Source organism: Actinomyces sp. ICM39, assembly GCF_000282935.1.
GTDB lineage: Bacteria > Actinomycetota > Actinomycetes > Actinomycetales > Actinomycetaceae > Pauljensenia > Pauljensenia odontolytica_B.
The window spans coordinates 1-21,403 of the sequence record NZ_ALCB01000011.1; the positions used below are offsets into that span (position 1 = coordinate 1).

Sequence of the window (21,403 nt, forward strand, 5' to 3'; positions counted from 1 at the left end):
TCCTCGGGCCCGCCCCTGTCATCTGCGGAAGCCTACTGCGCCTTCTCAATGGGACCCAGGATCAGGTTCGCCCACGCGGCGTGCAGGGACTCCTGATCTGAGGGCTGGAAAAGGCCAGCGAGCGCGTCGCGGTAGAGGCGAGAGAGCTCGTGCGTGTTGTAGTAGGCGCTGCCGCCGCACGCGCGCATCGCCTGCTCGACGGCGCGCAGCGTGGCCTCGGCGGCCGCGTTCTTCGCGGCGGACAGCTGCGGCATCCAGGAGCGACCGCGGTCCACGCCCTCGTCGATGTCGCGAGCGAGCTCGCGGATCTGCGGGCCGACCGCGTTCATGATGAGGGCGGCCTCGGCGATGCGCCAGCGGATGTCCGGGTCGTTGGCGTAGGTCGTCTGGTTCTTCACCGAGCGGCGCTTCGCCACGTGATCGGCGGCCACCTCGACGGCGCGCTCACCCACGCCCTGGTAGGTAGCGGCGAGCAGGATCTCGAAGTGGGAGAAGATGCCGAAGATGACGGGGTCGGCGCTCGGTCCCGGATCCGTGATCGTCAGGATGCGCTCCTCGGGCACGGTGACGCCCTCGAGCAGTGTCGTCATGGACTGGGTGGCGCGCATGCCGAGCGTGTTCCAGTCGTCCTTGATCGAGTAGCCCTCGTCGTCGCGGTGGACGATTCCGAACACGGACTTGGGCCCCTCCTCGGTCTCGGCGCGGCCGAAGATGAGCAGGCGCGTCCACACGGGGGACAGGGAGGTGAAGATCTTGGTGCCCTCGAAGGAGTAGCCGCCGTCTGCGGTCGCGGTTGCGCGGGTCGTCGAGCCAAAGAGCACGAGGTCGTTGCCCGGCTCGGAAATGCCGAAGCCAAAGACTTCGCCGGCGGCGGCGTCGCGCAGGATCTGCTCGCCGCGCGCGTTGCCGTGGGCGACCAGGTAGCGACCGAGGCCGACGATGATCTGGTGCATGTTGATGCCCAGTGCCGTGCCGGGAGCCGCCTTGGCCAGCGCCGTCTGCTCGGCGGCGATCTCGGTCAGGCTTAGGCCAGCGCCACCGAACTCGGTGGGAACGAATGCGCGGAGGTATCCGGCGTCTCGCAGGTCAGCGAGGTCGGCCTCGGGGTAAGTGTTCGTGGCGTCCGCGTCGGCGGCGCGCTCGTGGATGCGGGCAAGGAGGTCGGAATCCAGGAAGCTCATCGAGGTCCTCTTTCGGGTTGGACAGGGGACGAGGCCGGGGTGCCTCGCGCGCATCGGCGCCCTTCGAGGGGCGGTGGCGTGCGGAATGTCCCCGTTACTCAGGGTGACCTAACTGTAACGCTGAGTGGGACGCGTGGGCGAGATGTAATGTGCCTGACGGGGCGTTGTCTGGCCGCGGGCCGCTCCCATTCGATAGGCTGGACACTGTGAGTACTCCGAACGCGCCCCGCACTGCCCTCACCCCTCGCCAGCGATTCCTGCGCGAGCGCCAGCAGCGTCAAAACATGACGTTCGCTGTCATTGGTGTCGTGATGTTAGCGGCCGCGGTGGTGTCCTCCCTCGTGTTTACGGGCATTATCCCGGTTCCTTTCGGTAACGACTTCTCGGTCAAGATCAAGTACGCCGAGACCGGTGACATTCCCTGCCCGACGGTGAACGCGAAGCCCGTCGCCCCCGATCAGGTGTCTGTCTTGGTCATCAACACGACGCAGCACCAGGGCCTGGCCTCCAAGGCAACGGAGATGCTCACAACCGCCGGATTCCAGACGCAGGAGCCCGCGAACGCAGACGTCGAGTACACGGGTAAGGTGCGCATTACCGCCGGTCCGAATGCCGTGGATAACGCATACTCGGTGGCGCGTTTCTTCCCCGGCGCACACGTGCGTCTCACCGACGCGCAGGATTCCACCGTGACAGTCGAGCTCGGAACCTTCTACGACGACGCGATGAGCGCCGAGGACGTGCAGCGAGTCCTGAAGTCCACGGACCCCGTCGAACAGCCCGCGAAGTGCCGCCCGATGTCGGGTACGCAGCAGGACTGACACGCAGCGATAAATGGGAAGGCCGCCCCTCGGGGCGGCCTTGTCGTATTGGCTGCGGCTTTTCCTGATGGGGCTCAGGTGACGGGGACGCCGCGCTCAGTGGCTCGCCAGTGGACCGGCTGGCCCCCGGCCTCGAATGTTCTCTAGGAGTGCCTCGCCGTCCGAGCCGTACCAGACGGGGATGGACTCGGGGACGGTCCACAGGGCGTCGGGCACCATGGCCTCGAAGCTGCCGTGTGCCATGAACTGCTCGATCTCGGACAGGGAACGGATCGCGATGCCCGCGACGCACTGCGGGAACTCACGGGCGAACTCCGCGTAGATTTCCGGGTCGTGCTGCCCGTCGTCGCCGACGAGGAGCCAGCGCATGTGCGGGAACATACGGGCCAGGCGGCGCAGCTCGCGGCGCTTGTGCTCCGGTCCCGAGCGGAACCATCCCGTATTCGACGGGCCGAAGTCCGTCATGAGAAAGCCTCCGGCTGGGTAGCCGGAGCGCTCCAGGAAGGAACGCACCGTCGGCACGACGTTCCACGCGCCGGTGGATAGGTACATGATGGGGGAGTGGGTGCCCTCGGGCACGCCCTCCGACGAGGCCGACGAGGTCGTCAGCGTTGTCAGCAGGTGCGCCATGCCGGGGACGGCCTCGCGCGAGGACACTCGGTCCAGGAAGGCATGTCTCGCGGCCGTGACCAGGCGCGGCAGCATCGACACCATGACGGTGTCGTCGATGTCGGAGACCACGCCGAAGTGCTCGTAGTCGGACACGATGCGCACGCGCACGCGTGTGGGGCGTCCCGCGCGGATGCGGCCCTTGCGTGGGCGTTCGTGCATCGCCGAGGCCGGGGCGGGCAGCGGCGTCGCGGTGCGCAGGGTGGTGGCGAACTTGGCGGCCGTCTCCTCGGACATGCCGAGCGCGCGCACGTCGCCCGCGTGCAAGACCTGGATGGTCGCGTCGTGCCAGCCCGGCTCGAGGCCGTGGCCCAAGACCGTGATGTCGACAAAGCCGCCGCGATCCGCGAAGGCGAGTCGGCGTGCGTTTCCGACAGTGATGAGCACGGGCTGACGGGGGACCTGCGCGTTGAAGAATTGGCGCCAGCCGCGCCGCGTTTGCAGCCAGGAACGGCCGTCGTCGCCGCGCGCCATGAGGACGCGGCCGAGGATGCGGGCGCTGCGCTCAGATCCGATGCCGCCGAATCCGACCACGCCCGGGTAGTACCAGCCCTGCGACATGGCGGCGACCAGCAGAGACGACGCGAATTCGCCCACGCCGGCCGTGATGGCGAGCGCGAGCGAAGGTGATTCGTCGTCGATGAGAGGCGGTCGGAGGCGCATGAGGGCAATCATAGGGCTTCGCGGCCGTGCGGGCGCAAGAATCGAGGGGGGTTGTGTCCTCAGTCGAGGGGGAGCTCGGGCGTCGGGGCGGCCGTATTCTTACGCAGCGCGGGTAGGCCGATCAGCATGAAGAGGACCATCGCCCATCCCGCGCTGGCCATGGTGAACAGGCCGCCGCGCGCGCCGATAGCGTCGATCGCGGGACCCGCGACCGCGGTTCCCAGGGAGACACCCAGGCTGATCGAGGTGGACATCCAGGTGAGGCCCTCGGTGAGCTTCGCGGGCGAGACGGACTGTTGGATGATGACGTTGACGTTCGTCATTGTGGGCGCGCAGGTGAGGCCCGTGATGAGGATGACGATGGCCATCGTCCAGACGTTGAAGGCCAGGGGGAAGAGGCTCATGCCGATCGCCATCGCGATCACGCCGATCACGAAGAGCTGCCAGGTGGGGCGCCTCCACGTGCGTGCGCCGTACACGAGGGCGGCAGTCAGCGACCCGATGGAGAAGAGAGCGAGGAGGATGCCGCCGAGCGCGGGGGTGCCCAGCTCCTCGGTGAAGCTGACCATCGACAGTTCCATCGCGCCAAACGTCATGCCCATGCCGATGTAGGTCGCGGCCATGACGAGGACGACGGGTTTGCGGATGACGGACTCGCGCGGGGCGCTGGGGTCGTAGGGAATGATCGCGGGTTCGGAGTCGCGGCGCGACAGGAAGAGCGCGCCACCCACCGCCAGGCTGACGATGGAAATGATGAGGCCGGTGGCCGGATGCAGGGCGGTGCCCAGGACGGTGGCCAGGACGGGGCCCACGATGTACACGAACTCGTCGACGGCGGATTCGAGAGCGTAGGCGGTCTGCAGCTGGCCCGGCTTGTGCAGGATCGTCGACCAGCGCGAGCGCACGAGCGCGCCGGGAGCCCCCCAGGTGGCACCCGCGAGGGCGGCCGGGATGAAGAGCGTCCACGCGGGGGCGTGCATGATGACGGCCGCGACCAGAGCAGACATTGACAGGACTGAAATAGTCCAGGCTGGGCCCATGACGCGCAGCTGCCCGTGGCGGTCGACGCGGCGCGCGAGGATGGGCGCGCAGAGTGCCATGACGATGATGCTGACCGCGGCAACGGCGCCGGCCAGCGTGTAGTTGCCGTACTCGGTGCGCACCATGAGGATCGTTGACAGTCCCACCATCGACATGGGCATGCGCAGAATAAGGGCGGCCGCGGAGAATTTCCAGGACTGGCGGTAACGCAGAATGTCAAGATAGGTGCCGAGCATCCATCCATTCTATCACCGGGGCAGTGTCCCGAAAGGCAAGCGAAATGAGGCGTACGTAACAATTCGGCCCCTCCGCGAGGGGAGGGGAGACCGCGAAAAAAGCCACGGCCTCGTCAAAAAGGACGAGGCCGTGGCCGGGGAGTGGGCAACGGTCTAGTCGGTCACCTCGAAGACGCCGAGCTGTCCCTTTTCCGCCAGGGAGAGCGCGTGGTTGACGAACGCGTAGTGGCCGGCCTCGAGCGGCGTGAACTCGACGAATCCGCCCTCGGCGGCGCCCAGAGACAGGACCTGCCCCCAACCACCACCGGACCCTCCGCCTCGGATCACGTAGGCGCCCTCGCGCCACACGGTGTCGAATTGGGTGCCCACGACGTGGAAGGTTGTCGCCAGGTTCGGGCCCGCGTCCATGACCCACACGCGCACGCGCTCGTTGGTCTTGATCTGAATCGGGTGCGCCTTGTACTGGAAGGGCACGCCGTTGAAGGCCATCGCATTGGGCTGCAGGGCCGACAGGAGCGAGGCGTCAGCGCTCTGCCCGTCCGCGCCCAGGTAGAGCTCGGAGGCGACCATGACGTACTCGCGGTCGACCTTGTCCAGGTCGGTCGGGTCGATGATGACGGCCCCGAACATGCCGTTCGCGATGTGCATCGACATGGGGGCGGTCGAGCAGTGGTAGAGCCAGATGCCCGCGTTCTTCGCGACGAACGTGTACTCGAGGGTCTGCCCGGGCTCGATAGAGCGCATGACGTTGTCGGGGGCGATGAGGCCCGCGTGGAAGTCCAGCGAGTGGCTCATCGTCCCGTTGTTGACGAGCGTGATGTGGAAGGTGTCGCCGATGTGTCCGCGCAGGATCGGGCCGGGAGCGTCCCCGTTGAAGGTCCATGTTTCGCGTGTGAGGGAGCTCGTGACGTTGACGGTCTGCTCGGTGACCGTGAAGGTGTAGTGACGCTCGGTCTCGTTCGTGGCCGGGGGCGCCGCCGGGTCGCGCGCGTCGATGGTCGCCGCGTAGTCCGTCAGGGCCGTCGGGGTGGCGGGACCGGTGGCGGCGTCCTGGCCGTGGTCGTGCCCGTGGTGCGCGTGGCTGCCCGAGGCCGAGGTCCCCGAGGAGGACGAGGCCGACGATGACGCGCCCGTGGCCTGCACGTGCAGGGTCATGCCCAACTCGCGGTGACCCGGCAGGGAACACCAGCCCTCGACGTCACCGGAGATGACGCCGAGGTCGAGTTCCTTCGTCTCACCCGACGCGAGCGACCCGGAGGTCACGCCCGTCTCGAACACCAGGTCGTGGCGCTGGTCCCCCGAGTTCGTGAAGTCGATGATGAGACGGTCGCCGACCGGCACCTCGATGTGGTTCGGCGTGAAGGCCATACCGTCGACGCCCACGGACACGCGGGTCGTGTGCCCGGTCGGCGTTACCGACGAGGCCGTGGTTCCCGTCCCCGTTCCCGTGCCCTGCGTCGTGGGTGCGGACGGGTTGGACAGGAAGACTGCGAGAGCGAGTGCCACGACGGAGACGACGCCGATGATCGCGCCCGCCGTCCGGCTCACGGGCGAGTGATCGCCCGTCGGGCTCATGCGCAGCTTGGGGGTTCCCGCCGCGGGGCCTTTCGGGGCGGGGGTCTTCGGGTTCTTGCCTCCCGACGACGGCGAAGCGGATAGGTTCAGGTCAGCCACGGCGGCCTCCTTGCGTGGTGGGGGATGAAGCGGCGGCGCGCTTGGCGCGCGCCTGGGCCACGCCGCAGCGGGCCATGAGGACGATGTCGACGACGTAGGTGGCCAGCAGGACCACCCACGCGGCGATGGTGAGGCGTTCGGCGGATGTTCCGCCCAGGGATGCGACGGCAAGTGCGAAGAGCGCGGCAACGTTGCGAGCGGCCTCCCGGATGGGGGCTGCGGCTTCGAGCACGCCGACGCCGACGCGCACCGCGGACGGGCCGCCGCCGATGACGACGGGCATCAGGTAGGTGAGCGCGCCGACGAAGAGCTGGCCCAGCCCGGCCGCGCCCAGGATCGGCATCCACGCGAGGAATGCTGCACGCAGACCGGTCGCGTCCGCCGCTTCGAAGGCGCGCAGGGACGCTCCCGCGCCGGCGACGAGAATCCAGGCGGCGCCCAGCATGAGGGACCACGCGCCGTACTCCGCCGGCCCCTTTGTCAGCGCCACGCGAACCAGCGGAACGCCCACGCCCAGGGCGGCCGCGCCCACGACGACGAGGAGACCCACGGAGGCAACGCGCATCGACCCGGCCACAGCGCCCGTGCCGGCGACGAGAAGCGCGGCCACCCACATGGGCAGGGCGCTCGTCGCGAAGGACACGGCTCGCGGATCCATACGCGTACGCATTGCGGTCGGCCCCAGCGTCACCAGGGTCCCGCCCATCGTCAGGCCCACCCAACCGGCGACACCCGCCAGCGCGTGGGCGACCGTCAGGCGGTCCCGTGCCTCGGCCAGCCACGCGGGAGCGTCCGCGTCGAACATGGCCGCTGTGACGAAACCCGCCAGCGTCGCGCCAACCACCAGGAAGAACGCCGCCGCGATGTAGTACCGGATGATGACCGCGAATCGTGATGCCAGGCGCTCGCGGGACGCGGTGAGCAGCGCCCACCCGTGCCAGGCCGCGATCAACCCGACAACGGTCGCGCCCGTGACGGTCGCATGCCACAACCCCGACCACATACCGCCGATGAGGAGCAGCAGGGACAGATTAAACGCCGTGATGCGCACGGTGTTGTCGCGCCCCGCGCGCCGGTCGTCCGGGGCCAGGTGTGCGAGCGCGCGCGTGAAGTACCAGGACCACTGGAAGATCCCGTTCGACAGGACGCCGAGGGTCACCAGGTGGATCATCGTCCACAGGTTCTGCGGGATGCGGCCTCGGGCGACGATCGTGACCGCAGCGGCGATGGCCGCCACGCACATCCAGACGGAAGTCGCGCGGTCGGTGCGCGGGACGCGGGGCTTGTTCATCGGGCCTCCCGAGCGTTCGCGCGCGCCCGGCGAATCGTCACCGTCAGCGTCGTGGCTACGAAGAGGAGCATGCCGACGACCCCGAGGGTGCCGCCCAGGCGCCACGGGTAGGCGGCCTCGCGTGCGCCCGCGAGGAGACGCAGGAGGAGGGAGACCTGCAGGAACGCGAAGGGGACCCACATGGCGCCGTGGTAGGGGACTTCGCGCCGGGCGACCGCCGGGATGATGACCGGAGCGTGGGCGAGCAACATGGAGACGACGAAGCCGATCGTGATCGCGTGGACGCCGGCGTCATAGCCGTATCCGTCGAAAGCGGGCGGAGCGATGACCCACATCAGCGCCGGTACAAGCGCCCACGCGTATCCGCTCAGCATGCACACGGCCGCCAGGCGAGGCAGGCCGCTCATGCGCACGGTGCCGCGCGCGACGTCGTGCCACGCGGTGTCCGCCATGAGAACGCCGAGCGAGAGCCCGATCAGTGGGTATCCGATCGCGGGGGAGTAGAGCGCGACGGTCAGGCCCACCATGAGTGCGGCGCTCTCGGCGGTGATGCGCCGCTCGGTGGAGCCGGACGCGAAGGCGAGGCGCGCGAGCTCGACGCGTTCACCGACGATTGTGACGATCAGGAAAGCGAGCCACCAGGGCACCGCGCGCGGCGTCTCGAGGCCTCGCCACCATAGGAGGATGCCGCCCAAGCCAATGAGCGCGCCCATCAGCTGGATGAGGACCGCGTGGGTGGCCTGCCGACGGGTCCATACGTAGCAGTAGATGGCCGTCAGCAGGGCCATACCGAGGGTGATGAGGAAGCCGGGCATCATCCGCTCGGGCGCGAATCCGGGCAGGTGGGCGGCCAGGTAACGCGGAATCGGCAGGTTCGCGAGTGTCGCGCGTACGCCCTCGTTCAGGGAGATGACGACCGCGCTGATGCCGCCGGCTCCGGTGAGCAGGGGAGCGGCGTACGCCCACGCGCGACGCCCGTCGGATTGTAGGGCGACCGCGCGCTCGAGGCAGATCGCGGTGCCCAGGAACCCGTAGATCATGAGGAGGCCGTGCACGGTCCCCAGGCTTGTCGAGGCCACGGGCGCGATGGCTCCCAGACGCACGAGGGAGGCGTCTAGTCCCGCCAGAAGCGCGACGCCCGCCAGGAGGAGGAACGCGAGGCGGCCGACGGGCAGCCGGGGGATGGGTAGCCTCACCGTCGTTGTCGACGAGGCCTGGGCCGGTGCATCCGGTCCCGCGGGGTGCGCGGGTGGGCGGGATGCCTCGCTCATGTGGGCTCCTGGAGGTGGTGGGCGTGAGTCGGCCCCGGTGGGGGCGACAGTGCCAAGGTAGCCGCCCTGCCAGCAATTTTCTAGGGGTGCGGGCGGTAAAAATATGTGATGCCACAACGGGCTTGCGGTGATGCTGTGTCGATGAATGGGTGCGCTATAGGTTTCCGTCCGGTAATATTGTCAAGGTCACGCATCTATGATCACAGGAGTGGACGATGGGCGATCTTTCTTTTGTTGCCGGTGAGTTCCCGCGCCTTGCTTCGACGGCGCGCGAGGCCGCAGAGGCGGTCCGTTCGGCGCGCCCAGAGGGCGGGGCCAGTGCTTTCGCTTCGGCGATGCCCGGCACGAACCTGTCGTCGAAGATGCAGGGCGTCGAAGACAAGTTCGCGGACCAGGCAACCAAGACGGGCACGAGCCTGGACGAGCACGCCGAATCCCTCCTGGCAGCCGAGCGCGATTTCATCGCCGCCGAGGAAGAGAATGGCCAGCTCATTGGCTCCATTATCGATGGCCACAGCTATGGCGCTGGTGCCGCCGCCGGCGCTAGCGAGATCATTGGCGGCCACAGCAAGGGCTCCGGTCTGACGGGCCATAGCATTGGCGGAAAGGGTGACACTGGCACCTTCGGTGATCCCGATTATGTGGTCAGCCCCCGTATTGGCTCACAGCCCGGAGACTGGCGCATCCCGGATCCGATTGCGGGAGGCCCCGCTCTGCCCCCTGACATCTCCGCCCCTATCCGCGGTGTCATCAATGACGCGGTCGAGGGCGTCAAGGAGACCATTAACGATATCGTCGAGGGCGCCGGGGATTTTGACCCGACGCGGATTGCCGGCCCGATCATGGCGGACCCCGACTGGCTGGATGACGTCAAGCGCAAGTGACAAGCCGTGGCTGGCGCTACGACTGGCGCGCGCCGTATCGGGCGCGCAGGTGGGGCCGAATGGGCATGAGGAGGTTGTGCGCTAGCGTCCTCATCCTCGCTGTTGTAGCGGATATTCCCGGACGCGTGCCGGACTGGTTCGCCGACGCGGCTGCAGGCGCGCAGTCGTGACGAGGTCCAACTCAGCAACCTGCTAGACGATGAAGGGGGGCGGCGCTCAATTGAGCGCCGCCCCCCTCGCAACCCGCGTGAGCGGGCAACGTCAGAGCGTCAGCCGTTCAGGGCGTCGGACACGACCTGCTTGGCGGCCTCCTGGACCTGGGCCAGGTGCTCGGCACCCTTGAAGGACTCGCCGTAGATCTTGTAGACGTCCTCGGTGCCCGACGGGCGCGCGGCGAACCACGCGGACTCGGTCGTCACCTTCAGGCCGCCGATGGGCGCGTCGTTGCCGGGCGCGCGCACCAGCTTGGCGACGATCGGGTCACCGGCCAGCTCGGTCGCGGTCACGTCGTCCGCGGACAGGGCCGCCAGCTTCGCCTTCTCCTCGCGGGAGGCGGCCGCATCGATACGGGCGTAGGCGGAGGCGCCGAAACGCTCGACCTGCTCCTCGTGCAGCTGGGAGGGGGTCTTGCCGGTCACAGCCAGGATCTCCGAGGCGAGCAGCGCCAGGATGATGCCGTCCTTGTCAGTCGACCACACGGTGCCGTCCTTGCGCAGGAACGAAGCTCCCGCGCTCTCCTCACCGCCGAAGCCGACGGTACCGGACAGCAGGCCGGGCACGAAGTACTTAAAGCCCACGGGCACCTCGATGAGGTCGCGGCCCATGGCGGCCACGACGCGGTCGATGAGCGCGGAGGACACGAGGGTCTTGCCCACGGCCGCGTCGGCGTTCCAGCCGGGGCGGTGCGTGAACAGGTACTCGATGGCGACGGCCAGGAAGTGGTTCGGGTTCATCAGGCCGTCGGGGGTGACGATGCCGTGGCGGTCCGAGTCCGCGTCGTTGCCGGTCGCGATGTCGTAGGGGGTGTTGCCCTCGGCGTCGGGGGTCATGGCCTCGCGCAGGGATGCCATCGCGTAGGGCGAGGAGCAGTCCATGCGGATCTTGCCGTCCCAGTCCAGGGTCATGAACGGCCAGGCCGGGTCGACCTCGGGGTTGACGACGGTCAGGTCGAGGCCGTAGTGCTCGCCGATGGCCGCCCAGTAGTCGATGGACGCGCCGCCGAGCGGGTCGGCGCCGATGCGCACACCGGCCTTGCGGATGGCCTCGATGTCGATGACCTGGTCCAGCTGCGAGACGTAGTAGTCCAGGTAGTCGAAGGGCTTGATGTTCGGGTCGTGCAGAAGGTCGGAGCCGGTGACGCGGGGAACGTTCTTCCATTCGCCCGAGTCGAGGAGCTCGTTGGCGCGCGCCGCGATCCAGCCGGTCGCGTCGGTGTCGGCGGGGCCGCCGTGAGGCGGGTTGTACTTGAAGCCGCCGTCGCGCGGGGGGTTGTGGCTGGGGGTGACGACGATGCCGTCGGCCAGGCCGTCGCCCTCGGTGCGCAGGTTAGCCGGGGCGCCGTTCGCGCCGAGGATGGCGACGGACACGGCGGGGGTGGGCGTGTAGGAGCCGCGCGAGTCGATGCGCGTGTCGATGCCGGCGGCCGCGAGGACCTCCAGGGCGGTGCGCCACGCGGGCTCGCTCAGGGCGTGCGTGTCACGGCCGATGAACAGGGGACCGTTGATGCCCTGGGAGGCGCGGTACTCGATGATCGCCGCGGTGATGGCGATGATGTGCGCCTCGTTGAACTTACCGTCCAACGAAGCGCCGCGGTGGCCCGACGTTCCGAACGCGACGCGCTGTCCCACGTCGGTCGGGTCAGGGACGATGTCGTAGTAGGCGGAGATGACATCGTCGACGTTGATGAGGTCTTCAGGTAGGGCACGTGTGCCAGCTCGTTCATGCATAGCAACAGTGTTGCACGTTACGCCCGCTTGTGGGTAGCGCCGTCCCACGGCGTGGACTTTTCCTTGTTTTCTCTTGTTCGAGGCCGTGGCAGGCCGTCTGGAAAAGGCCAGGTGAGAGCGCGCCGTGCCCCGGCCTCGTCCGTGTGGGCGGAGGGGTGTATGCACGTATTCCCAAAAAAGGCGCCGAGCGACTATCCTATGAGATGTCGGTCACCGCAGACCGTGACTGTGTTGTCAGGAGGAACATCGTGGGATGGTTTGATTCCATCGAACATAACCGTTGGCTGAGCGGCCACATGCAGGCCCTCATTGAAGAGGCAGAAGGTGCGATCGTCGCGACTGGTTTCGCGCACCTCGACGCCGATGGAAAGCCCGATCCGACCCGATCGATTGACCTGGCCGTCACGGGTCGCATGGCCTACGTGTTCTCGCTCGGTGCGCTCATGGGTCTGCCTGGCACTCGTCGCTACGCCGACCATGCCGTCAAGGCGCTCACCAACTACTTCACGGACCCCGTCAACGGCGGCATGTGGTTCGCGATCAAGCCCGAGCCCGACGAGGATGGGCACGGCGTGCCGTGGGACGAGGATGCGCGCGTCAAGTCGCAGTACCACACGGTGTACGCGCTGCTGGGCGTGGCCGCTGCGACGGTCGCGGACCGGCCGGGTGCCCACGAGCTGCTCAATCGCATGCTCGAGGAGCAGAAGGAGCTCTGGACCGACGACTACGGCCTCGTGTGGGATCAGTACGACGAGGCCTTCAATGAGCCCGTCCCCGTCCACACCCTCGGCACCCTCATCCACACGATCGAGGCCTACATGGCCGCGGCCGAGGCCACGACTGAGCCCGAATGGCTCGACCGCGCCGAGAAGATGACGGCCTTCGCCTACAAGGTCGCCTCCAAGAACGGCTGGCGCATCCCGGAATACTTCGACGAGAAGTGGGAGCCGAGCCCCGAGGCAGGCAAGCTCCTCAACGACGGACGCCGCTACTACGAGGGCTACGTGACCGGCCACTCCATGCAGCTCGGTCGCTTCGCGCTGCAGGTACGTGCGGGTCTGCGCTCCATGGGTTGGACCGTGCCCGACTACCTCCTCGAGATGGGAACCGAGCTCTTCGAGCGTGCACGCGTCGACGGCTGGCGTCGCACCGACGGCAACCCCGGCTTCTCCACCGGCGTCAACGACGAGGGCGACCCCGTGCCCGGCGAGGACGAGCATCAGCAGTGGGTCGTCTGCGAGGGCGTGTGTGCCACCGTCGCCGTGCGCCGCGCCATGCTGGACGACGGCGCCCGCGTCTCCGACGTCGAGCACTTCGAGCACTGCTACCGCTCCTTCGTCGACTACATCCACGACTACCTCATCAGCCAGCCCGGTCGATGGGTGCGTCGCCTTGGTCCCCGCAACGAGAACGTGCAGCCCGCCAAGTCCTCGCGCTGGGACGTCTACCATGCCGTCCAGGCGACGCTCGCGATCCGCCTGCCGCTGTGGCCGCCGACGGCCCCTGCGCTCTCGCGCGGCCTCCTCGACCGCCCCGAGGAACCGGCCCCCGACAAGAAGTCCTGGAACTTCTTCGGGCTGCGCGGCTGACGCGCCAAATGTCTGATGGGCTCGGGCCCGGGGATGCGAGGGTCGCATCCCCGGGCCTCGTCCTGTAGGATGATCCGCGTCTGGAGGGCTGTCTGAGTGGCCGAAAGAGACGGTCTTGAAAACCGTTGTGTCAGCAATGGCACCGGGGGTTCGAATCCCTCGCCCTCCGCCGAGCCGGCCGCCCACGGGCGTCGCTGTAGGCGCACGTTCGCGCTCGCGGCGAAAATGCCCTAAAGTAGTCGGCACTGGAGACGTCGCATAGTCCGGTCGAGTGCGCCTCCCTGCTAAGGAGGTAGGGGTGCATAGCCCCTCGCGGGTTCAAATCCCGCCGTCTCCGCGCATAACCTCCGCGCTTCCTTCGAAGCGCGGAGGTTTTCGTATTCTCCGGCGCAGTGGGCGGGGAGCTATCCGGTGTTGCGCAGCTTATTTGCAAGTTGGTTTGGGAAGCATGTTGTGCAGGGGGGTCTCACACACTTTGGGAATACTGGGTAATTAAGTAACTGGTGAGACCTGAGTGTGATGCGTCACTAAAATATGAGACCGGCTATCATCTAATCCCTATTGCAGTGGTCATAATTTGATGATGCCGACAATACTTTCCTGGCAATTGTTGAAAAATCTATTGTTGATGCTCAAAACTGCGTGCTGACCAAGAGTTCAGAGAAGTTGTTACATTGCCGTTATGCCCGAAATTTCAACGAAATACACCGTTGTAGTTGTGGCTTAGGCGATAGTTGTTAGGCATGGTGGTGATGTCTGCTCCTTCACTAGGCTGGGACGCAAGTCCTGTCCACATTCTGACGATAGAAGGAGAAGTCGATGTCTCGACTGCGTCCGTTCCGCGCCCGTGTGGGCGTTGCGGGTGCCGCCAGCCTGGCCGCTCTCTCGCTTCTCGTCACGTCGCTGACACCCCTCGCCATGCGAGCCAGCGCCGCCGACGAAAGCACGCAATCGCCTGACGTAGCAACCTCCCAGGAAGCTGCCACGGCCTCGTCCAACTCTGAGGCCGCCGACGCGCCTGCCGCCGAGGCCGGGGCCGAAGCTCCCGCCGCCGAGGCTGGCGCCGAGGCTCCCGCCACCGAGGTCGCCCCCGAGGATCAGCCCCGCACGCGCCGCGCCCGCGCAGTCGCGGACGATTCCGCGACGCTGGCTCTCAACGTCGTCAACGACTCGGAGACCCTGCGTATTCACGACGAGCAGATCACGACGATCAACTTCTCCTGCTCCTCGGTGACCACCCCCTGTAAGGGTGCCGAAATCGAGCTGACGCTGCCCGGCCCCATCACGCCGGACGGCCTCAAGCTTGCCGACCGCGGCTACTGGGTCACCCCCGTGACCGGCGATAGCGTCGCCAGGACGGCGACCTATACCGAGAACAAGCCGGACGGCACCCGCGTGCAGCGCTACGTCTTCAAGATGAAGGATCCGCTGCCCGCCGGCACGTCCGACCGTATCCAGGTCTCCTGGTACTACAACTACAACGACGCGCCGAACAACTCGACGACCACCCAGAAGGTGACCTTCAGCGCGCAGAATGCTGAGAAGATCGAGAACGAGCTCACCACCACGTGGACCGCCGACACCGACATCGCGATCGAGAAGAGCGGCCCCACCAACAAGGCGAACTTCCCCGCCATTGGTGGCGAGGCGACGTACAAGCTGCGCTACGGCTATCAGCAGATCGACCAGGACAACCCCAACAAGGTCGGTATCCGCTGGAACGGCTCCGCGATGAAGAGCGGCAGCCTGAACGGCCTCGGCTTCGTGGGCGTCCAGAACATCAAGGTCGTGGACCCGCTGCCTGCCAAGGCCGTCTTCGTCACGGCCTCTGACGGCGGCGTCTACGATCCGGCGACCCACACCGTCACCTGGTCCTACGACAAGTGGTTCTGGCAGAACCCGATCGAGTCGACCGTCACCGTGAAGTACCCCGAGGGCACGGTCACGCTCGATGACACGGTCACCAACACGGCGACCATCAGCGCCGAGGTCATGAACGACCCGAAGACCACCCTCACGAAGAGCTCCGAGATTACGCACGGCTTCGCCGAGCGTAAGGTCGGCGGCCGCATCAGCAAGGCCGGTGGCGACTGGCAGCACTATGTTCGCAACATGAGGGCCCCTTGGCGTTTCGGCACCACCAACAGTGGTAACACGACGCTGCACACGCACTGGGACGATACCCTGCCGTGCACCTGGTCCTCTCAGGATGCTAAGGCCGCCGGCGCAGCCTGTGACACCCCCACGTTCGTCGGCCCCTACCAGTTCAACATTTTCGGCAAGTCCGGCTACGAGGAAAATGGCGGCTGGACCTTCGAGTACTGGACCAACAAGGGTAATCACGAGGTTGTTAATTACACGAAGACGAGTGCCCTGACTCTGCCCGAGGGCGAGTGGATCACCCGCTTCACGATCGACTCTGACGTGGCGCCCCAGACCAACGCGACCATCTTCTTCTACGGCACGATCAACCCCGCTCTGCCGACGAAGGAGCCCGCGGACTTCGCCTCGCACTACAACCCTGTGTCCCCTCCGGAGAAGTACTACGACTACCAGGCCTCCCCGGACTACGTGCGCTTCCAGAACTGCGCCAGCGGTACTTTGACTGATAAGGACACAAGCACCGTCGTCGCATCGAGCGACGAGCTCTGCTCCTGGATGCGTGTGCGCGACGAGTTCCCCTCCGTGCAGGCCTACAAGGTCGTGCGCACCAACCCCGTGGTCGTGGGTAAGCCCGCTAGCTTCTTCATCAACGGCACCGCTAAGGCGAAGTCCGAGGGTGGCACGCCCACTCCGTTCACGATCGTTGACCTCCTGCCCGAGGGCTTCGACGTCGACGACGCTTCGGGGATCGTTCCCGAGAAGCGCTCGACGCTGAAGAACCCCGACGGTACCCCCTACGACCTGAGCAAGGTCACGGTCGAGGTTGAGAAGAACTTCAACAACACCGGCCGCACCCTGATTCGTTGGAACGTGCCGGATCCGGTCGAGGGCAGCCTGTACTCGACCTTCGACGTCAACGTTCTCGCCACGGCACCGGCTGGTAAGAACACGAACGACGCCATGGCCTTCATGCCCGGCGACGGCGCGAAGGCGACCGCCGAGGATAAGAGCCAGCGCAACTGGAACTACTGCATCGGTAGCCGCGCGATCGACACCTTCGACGTGAACAAGAACGGCTCGACCACCGACTACGTGTGTAACGCCGCAATCGACTTCAACGTGGCCACGACCCCCTCGATGGCCATCGCGAAGGAAGTCAAGGGCAACAAGAACCCCGACTTCGTTCCGGCCGGCGAGGTCGCCGAGATCGACCCGGGTGCCGACGGCGCCTACCGTTTCACGATCTCCAACGCGGGTAACACGCCGCTGACCAAGGTCGTGGCCTACGACATCCTGCCTTACGTGGGTGACGTGGGTGTTGGCCCCGCCTCCTCGCAGGCTCGTGACTCTCGTTGGAAGCCGAACCTGAACTCCACGGCGTGGGCGTTTGAGTCGGTGAAGGAGAAGCCGGGTCGCGATCCCGAGATCACGCCGGTTCCGGCCTCGGACATCACGATCCAGTACTCGACGGTTCCCAACCCCTGCCGCGGCGAGGTCCTCTCCGCGGGTGGTGCCATGAATGACGCCCCCGCCGGTTGTACCCCGAACGCGTGGGGCGACGCTCCCGCCGACCTGACGACGATTACCGGCTTCCGCCTGGTGATGAACCGCGACATCGAGCCGGGTGAGAAGATCCGCTTCGTCGCGACCATGACCTCCCCGGTCAACGCCAACCTCATCGCCTGGAACTCCGTGGCCATGTCCGGCGGCTCCATGCTGAACGGTAAGGTTTCCTACCTCCTGCCCAACGAGGCTCCCAAGGTTGGCATCAACGTGTCCTCCGACGTTGAGCTGAAGAAGACGGTTGCTCGGGCGAAGATGAACGGCGACGAGCCGGTTCGTGACGCCAACGGTGTCATCGAGACGGTTGAGTCTGATGATGTCGTCATGCCGGGTGACTACATGCTGTACAAGGTGAACCTGAAGGCCAAGGGCCCGGCGGTCGCCTCGGGCATGAATGTTGCTGACGCTCTGCCTTCTGGTGTGGAGTACGTGTCCTCCGAGACGCGTGTCTGCCAGGACGGTGCGACGAACCCGTGCACGGGCCCGGTCTATGCGACCGCCAACTACGATGCGGCGGCCGGTACCTGGAGCGCGATGGAGTCCGGTATTCTCGACACCAACCTCAACGTTGGTGGTACCGAGACGCTGTACGTCCTCGTGAAGGTCAAGCCCGCAACCGAGGGTTCGACCATCACGAACACTGCGACGCTGGGTAAGTTCGATCAGATCGACTCCAACCCGGATAACAACAAGGACAGTGCGACCTTCAAGGTGGGTGGCACCCTGTCGGGCACCATCTATAACGATGCCGATGCCTGGTGGACCTTCAATGACGGTGATAAGCCTTTCGAGGGTGTGACGGTCCGTCTGCTCGACGCGGACGGCAACCCGGTGAAGGACTCGTCCGGCGCTGACATCACCACGAAGACCGGTGCCGACGGTAAGTACACCTTTACCCGTCTGCCCCTGGGCTCGTACAAGGTTGAGGTTGTCCCGGGTGAGGCGAAGGTTGACGGCACCGACGTGAACCTGGCCGACTACAAGCAGACCTACGGCTATGGCTCTTCGACATCGCGCTCCCAGGTTGGTAAGGGCAAGCTCGTGACGCCCGCGCCGATCGAGCTGACCGCTGCTGCTCCCAACGTCACGAAGATTGACTTCGCGTTCGTGAAGCCGGTCTCGTTGGGTAACTTCGTGTGGTTCGACGCGAACAAGGACGGTATCCAGGATGCGGATGAGGTCGGCGTTGCCGGCGTCACCGTCACCCTGGATGGACAGCTGGACATGGATGTGGTCGTCGATGCCGATGGCAACCTCGTCAAGCCCTTGACCACGGACGCCAACGGCAAGTACGTCTTCACGAACCTGCTGCCTAGCGACTATGGCGTGACCTTCACTTTCCCGTTTGGCTACTACGAGACCGTGAGGACGGCGGGCGATGATCGATCCGTGGATTCCGATGGTGCTCAAACCTGGCTTCGTCTGAAGCAGGGTCAGGACGACATGACCGTCGATCTTGGTTTGATTGCTGATGGCATGATTGGTGACACGCTGTTCTGGGACGTCGACAACAACGGTGGTTCCGAGCCCTCGGGTGCGGACAAGCCGCTGGCCGGCGTGACCGTGAAGCTCACCTACACGACCCCCGCGGGCGTGGAGAAGACGCTGACTACGGTCACGGACGAGAACGGCAAGTACTCGTTCAAGGACCTGGCTCCCGGCGATTACGTCGTCACCGTTGACAAGGCCTCCCTTGCCACCGTGTGCCCCGAGTGCACCGCTCAGACCCACGCCCCGTCGGGCGACCTGACGGCCTCGGAGGGCCAGGAGCTCTCCCTCACCTCCAAGGTGACGCTGAGCCCCGGCAAGATGACGAACAACGACCAGGACTGGGCGTTCACCGGCGTCGCCAACACGGCGATCGTCAAGGCGATTGCAGAGCCGGCCGAGGTTCCGGCGGGTGGCTTCACCCCCGGCACGTCCGTCACCTACACGCTGACCGTCACGAACGAGGGCCCGAGCCCCGCGACCGGCGTCATCGCGCAGGATAAGCTCCCGTCTGGCGTGACCTTCGTGTCCGCCGAGGGCGATGGCACCTACGATGCCGCCTCCGGCAAGTGGGACCTGAGCACTGAGGTGATCGAGAAGGGCGCGACGCGCACCCTGCGCATCACCGTCACCATCGACGCTTCCGCCGCCGGCTCGGTTGTGACCAACACGGCCACGATCGAGAAGCAGGATCAGATCGGCGACAAGAAGCCGGACAACACCTCGTCCGTGCCGCTGACCGCCGGCTACACGATTGCTGGCAAGCTCTACAACGATGCCGACGCGTCGTTCAACTCCAGCGACTCCGAGGCCCCGTACGCGGGCGTCACGGTTGCGCTCCTCAAGAAGGACGGCACCCCCGTCCTCGACAAGGACGGCAACCCGATGACGGCTGTGACCGACGCCGAGGGTAAGTACTCCTTCGTGGGTCTGCCGCTGGGCGAGTACACGGTCAGCGTCGTTGATCCGACGTCCGGTCCTCTGGCGGGCACCAAGCCCACCGAGGCCTACACCGGCCGCTACAAGACCACCGCGGACGTGACCATCGCTGAGGCGACCGGTTCGGTCATCGACGTGAACTTCGGTTTCGTCAAGCCCGCCTCTGTTGGTGACTACACCTGGATGGACGTCAACCGTGACGGTCTCCAGGATGCCGACGAGCCCGCTCTGCCGGGCGTGACGGTGACCCTGACCCGCGCCGACGGCTCTGCCGTGACCGATGCGTCGGGTAACCCGGTTGCTGCTGTCACGACGGATGCGAACGGTAAGTACGTGTTCGAGAACCTGCTGCCCGGCGACTACAAGGTGTCCTTCCAGGCGCCCGCTGGCTACGAGGCAACGACCTCGGAGGCTGGAGATGACCGCGCTGCGGACTCCAACGGAGCTTCGGCTTCGGTCACCCTGGCTCAGGGACAGACGGATGACACGATTGACTTCGGTGCCGTTGGTACTGGTGTGATTGGTGATCAGCTGTTTGTTGATGTCAACCAGAACGGTGGCAATGCCCCCGATGCTGGAGACAAGGTGCTGCCCGGTGTGAAGGTCACTTTGACTTGGACGGGTCCGGGTGGAATCACCCGCACCTACGAGACCACGACCGATGCGGATGGCAAGTACAAGTTCGAGAACCTGCTGCCCGGCGAATACAAGGTGAGTATCGATCCTGAGACTCTGCTGAAGGCTGAGCCGCTGCTGGATGTGTTGACGCATTCGCCTGCGGGTGATGTGGATGCCAAGAAGGTTGTGTCTGAGGATGCGAAGGCCGATAAGGACAAGCTGGCGCAGGCGTTCAACCTGAATACGTCGGTGACGCTGACGGGTGAGAAGAACCAGAATCTTGATCAGGATTGGGGTTTTGGTATCTCGGCTGACACTGCGATTATGAAGGCGATCACCGATCCGGATGAGGCTGCTCAGGAGTCCTTCGAGTTCACCCCGGGTCAGCGCGTGACCTACACGCTGACGCTGACCAATAACGGTCCGGGCTCGGCCACTGGTGTGACCGTTTCTGATGAGCTTCCTTCTGGTGTTTCCTTCGTGGAGGCCCAGGGCGATGGCTCATATGATGCGGCCACTGGTGTGTGGGATCTGTCTGGTCTGACCCTGGCCAAGGGTGATGTCAAGACGATCACGATCACGGTTGAGATCACTGGTGAGGGCGCGGGCAAGCTGGTCACCAACGTTGCTCGTATTACTCACCAGGATCAGGCAGGCGATGACCCGACCAACAACGAGTCCTCGGCCTCGTTCAAGGGCGGATACAACCTGGGTGGCACGATCTACCGTGACTCGGACGCCTCCTACTCCAAGGGCGACGACGAGCAGCGCTTTAAGGGCGTGACGGTTGCTCTGCTGAACGAGGATGGCACTCCGGTGCTCGATGCTGAGGGTAACCCGATGACTGCGACCACGGATGAGAAGGGTGCATACCAGTTTGTGGGTCTGGCTCCCGCCTCGTACCGCGTGGTGATCGTTGATCCCGACAAGGGTGATCTGGCTGGTCTGATCCCGACCCAGGCCTACACGGGCAAGGGTGCGACCGAAGCGGCTGTGACGATTACGGATGCGTCGGTGCAGGGCGTGGACTTCGGTCTGGTTGCCCCCGCCACGATCGGTGACCGTGTGTGGAATGACGCCGATGGTAACGGTGCGGATAACGGTGAGCCGGGCGTGCCTGGTGTGACCGTGATCCTCAAGGACGCCAACGGTGTTGAGGTGGCTCGTACCACCACCGACGCGAACGGTAACTACCGTTTCACTGGCCTGATCCCCGGTACCTACACGGTCGATATTGAGGTTCCTGCCGGTTTCAATGCGGCGACGACCTCGATGACGGTGACGGTTGGTGAGGGTGAGGAGAACCTGGATGTGGACTTCCCGCTCACGGTGATCCCCACCCCGACCCCGGCTACCACGGTTGCCAAGGTGCTGGCTCGTACCGGCTCGGACGCGTCCGTCCTGGGTGGTATGGCGGCCATGGCGG

General features: G+C 65.9%; 11 protein-coding genes and 2 tRNA genes. 6 read left to right on the plus strand and 7 right to left on the minus strand.

All coding sequences use genetic code 11. The annotated features are described in order from the left end of the window. Positions 1-32 precede the first annotated feature (32 nt). Positions 33-1,181, minus strand: coding sequence for an acyl-CoA dehydrogenase family protein (locus HMPREF1137_RS00525; RefSeq protein ID WP_007587597.1), 1,149 nt, complete (start codon positions 1,179-1,181; stop codon positions 33-35). Between the two features lie 206 nt (positions 1,182-1,387). On the opposite strand from HMPREF1137_RS00525, the gene HMPREF1137_RS00530 reads away from it, so the two are divergent. Continuing rightward, a complete protein-coding gene (locus HMPREF1137_RS00530) occupies positions 1,388-2,002 on the plus strand; it encodes a LytR C-terminal domain-containing protein (protein ID WP_007587598.1) in 615 nt (204 codons plus the stop codon). Between the two features lie 96 nt (positions 2,003-2,098). Here HMPREF1137_RS00530 and HMPREF1137_RS00535 read toward each other — a convergent pair whose 3' ends face one another. The 5 genes from HMPREF1137_RS00535 to HMPREF1137_RS00555 form a co-directional block, all read right to left on the minus strand. Then, on the minus strand, positions 2,099-3,346 hold the full coding sequence (locus HMPREF1137_RS00535; RefSeq protein WP_034496052.1) for an App1 family protein phosphatidate phosphatase: 1,248 nt from the start codon (positions 3,344-3,346) through the stop codon (positions 2,099-2,101). Between the two features lie 47 nt (positions 3,347-3,393). After that, entirely contained in the window at positions 3,394-4,611 is a 1,218-nt protein-coding gene (locus HMPREF1137_RS00540) for an MFS transporter (RefSeq protein ID WP_007587589.1), read from the minus strand. A 153-nt stretch (positions 4,612-4,764) separates the two neighbouring features. Continuing rightward, complete coding sequence (locus HMPREF1137_RS00545; protein ID WP_007587594.1) at positions 4,765-6,285, minus strand: multicopper oxidase domain-containing protein; 1,521 nt, start codon at positions 6,283-6,285, stop codon at positions 4,765-4,767. Next, positions 6,278-7,576 (minus strand): hypothetical protein, encoded by a 1,299-nt coding sequence (locus HMPREF1137_RS00550; RefSeq protein ID WP_007587593.1) that lies wholly within the window; start codon positions 7,574-7,576, stop codon positions 6,278-6,280. The genes HMPREF1137_RS00545 and HMPREF1137_RS00550 overlap by 8 nt, the downstream gene beginning before the upstream one ends. Beyond that, positions 7,573-8,847 carry a DUF8744 domain-containing protein gene (locus HMPREF1137_RS00555; protein ID WP_007587592.1) on the minus strand — a complete coding sequence of 425 codons (1,275 nt, stop codon included), beginning with the start codon at positions 8,845-8,847 and terminating at the stop codon, positions 7,573-7,575. Before HMPREF1137_RS00555 ends, HMPREF1137_RS00550 begins: the two co-directional genes overlap by 4 nt. 215 nt (positions 8,848-9,062) lie before the next feature. Between HMPREF1137_RS00555 and HMPREF1137_RS00560 the strand changes: the two genes are divergently transcribed. Then, positions 9,063-9,731: a hypothetical protein gene (locus tag HMPREF1137_RS00560; RefSeq protein WP_007587591.1), complete on the plus strand. Its 669-nt coding sequence runs from the start codon at positions 9,063-9,065 to the stop codon at positions 9,729-9,731. 269 nt (positions 9,732-10,000) lie between these two features. On the opposite strand, the gene pgm is transcribed toward HMPREF1137_RS00560, so the two are convergent. After that, positions 10,001-11,677 (minus strand): phosphoglucomutase (alpha-D-glucose-1,6-bisphosphate-dependent), encoded by a 1,677-nt coding sequence (gene pgm, locus HMPREF1137_RS00565; RefSeq protein WP_007587596.1) that lies wholly within the window; start codon positions 11,675-11,677, stop codon positions 10,001-10,003. 248 nt (positions 11,678-11,925) lie between these two features. Between pgm and HMPREF1137_RS00570 the strand changes: the two genes are divergently transcribed. The 4 genes from HMPREF1137_RS00570 to HMPREF1137_RS00585 all read left to right on the plus strand — a co-directional run. Next, entirely contained in the window at positions 11,926-13,266 is a 1,341-nt protein-coding gene (locus tag HMPREF1137_RS00570) for an AGE family epimerase/isomerase (protein WP_007587595.1), read from the plus strand. Positions 13,267-13,348: 82 nt separating this feature from the next. Then, positions 13,349-13,435: transfer RNA gene (locus HMPREF1137_RS00575), tRNA-Ser, on the plus strand. A gap of 78 nt (positions 13,436-13,513) precedes the next feature. After that, a tRNA-Ser gene (locus tag HMPREF1137_RS00580) sits at positions 13,514-13,603 on the plus strand. A 482-nt stretch (positions 13,604-14,085) separates the two neighbouring features. Next, positions 14,086-21,403: SdrD B-like domain-containing protein (locus HMPREF1137_RS00585; RefSeq protein ID WP_007587600.1), on the plus strand; the 7,318-nt coding region annotated here is incomplete at its 3' end.

Coding starts and splice junctions, on each gene's coding strand:
- HMPREF1137_RS00560 (WP_007587591.1), top strand. CDS start 9,063: ATGGGCGATCTTTCTTTTGTTGCCGGTGAGTTCCCGCGCCTTGCTTCG.
- HMPREF1137_RS00555 (WP_007587592.1), bottom strand. CDS start 8,847: ATGAGCGAGGCATCCCGCCCACCCGCGCACCCCGCGGGACCGGATGCA.
- HMPREF1137_RS00535 (WP_034496052.1), bottom strand. CDS start 3,346: ATGATTGCCCTCATGCGCCTCCGACCGCCTCTCATCGACGACGAATCA.
- HMPREF1137_RS00540 (WP_007587589.1), bottom strand. CDS start 4,611: ATGCTCGGCACCTATCTTGACATTCTGCGTTACCGCCAGTCCTGGAAA.
- pgm (WP_007587596.1), bottom strand. CDS start 11,677: ATGCATGAACGAGCTGGCACACGTGCCCTACCTGAAGACCTCATCAAC.
- HMPREF1137_RS00525 (WP_007587597.1), bottom strand. CDS start 1,181: ATGAGCTTCCTGGATTCCGACCTCCTTGCCCGCATCCACGAGCGCGCC.
- HMPREF1137_RS00550 (WP_007587593.1), bottom strand. CDS start 7,576: ATGAACAAGCCCCGCGTCCCGCGCACCGACCGCGCGACTTCCGTCTGG.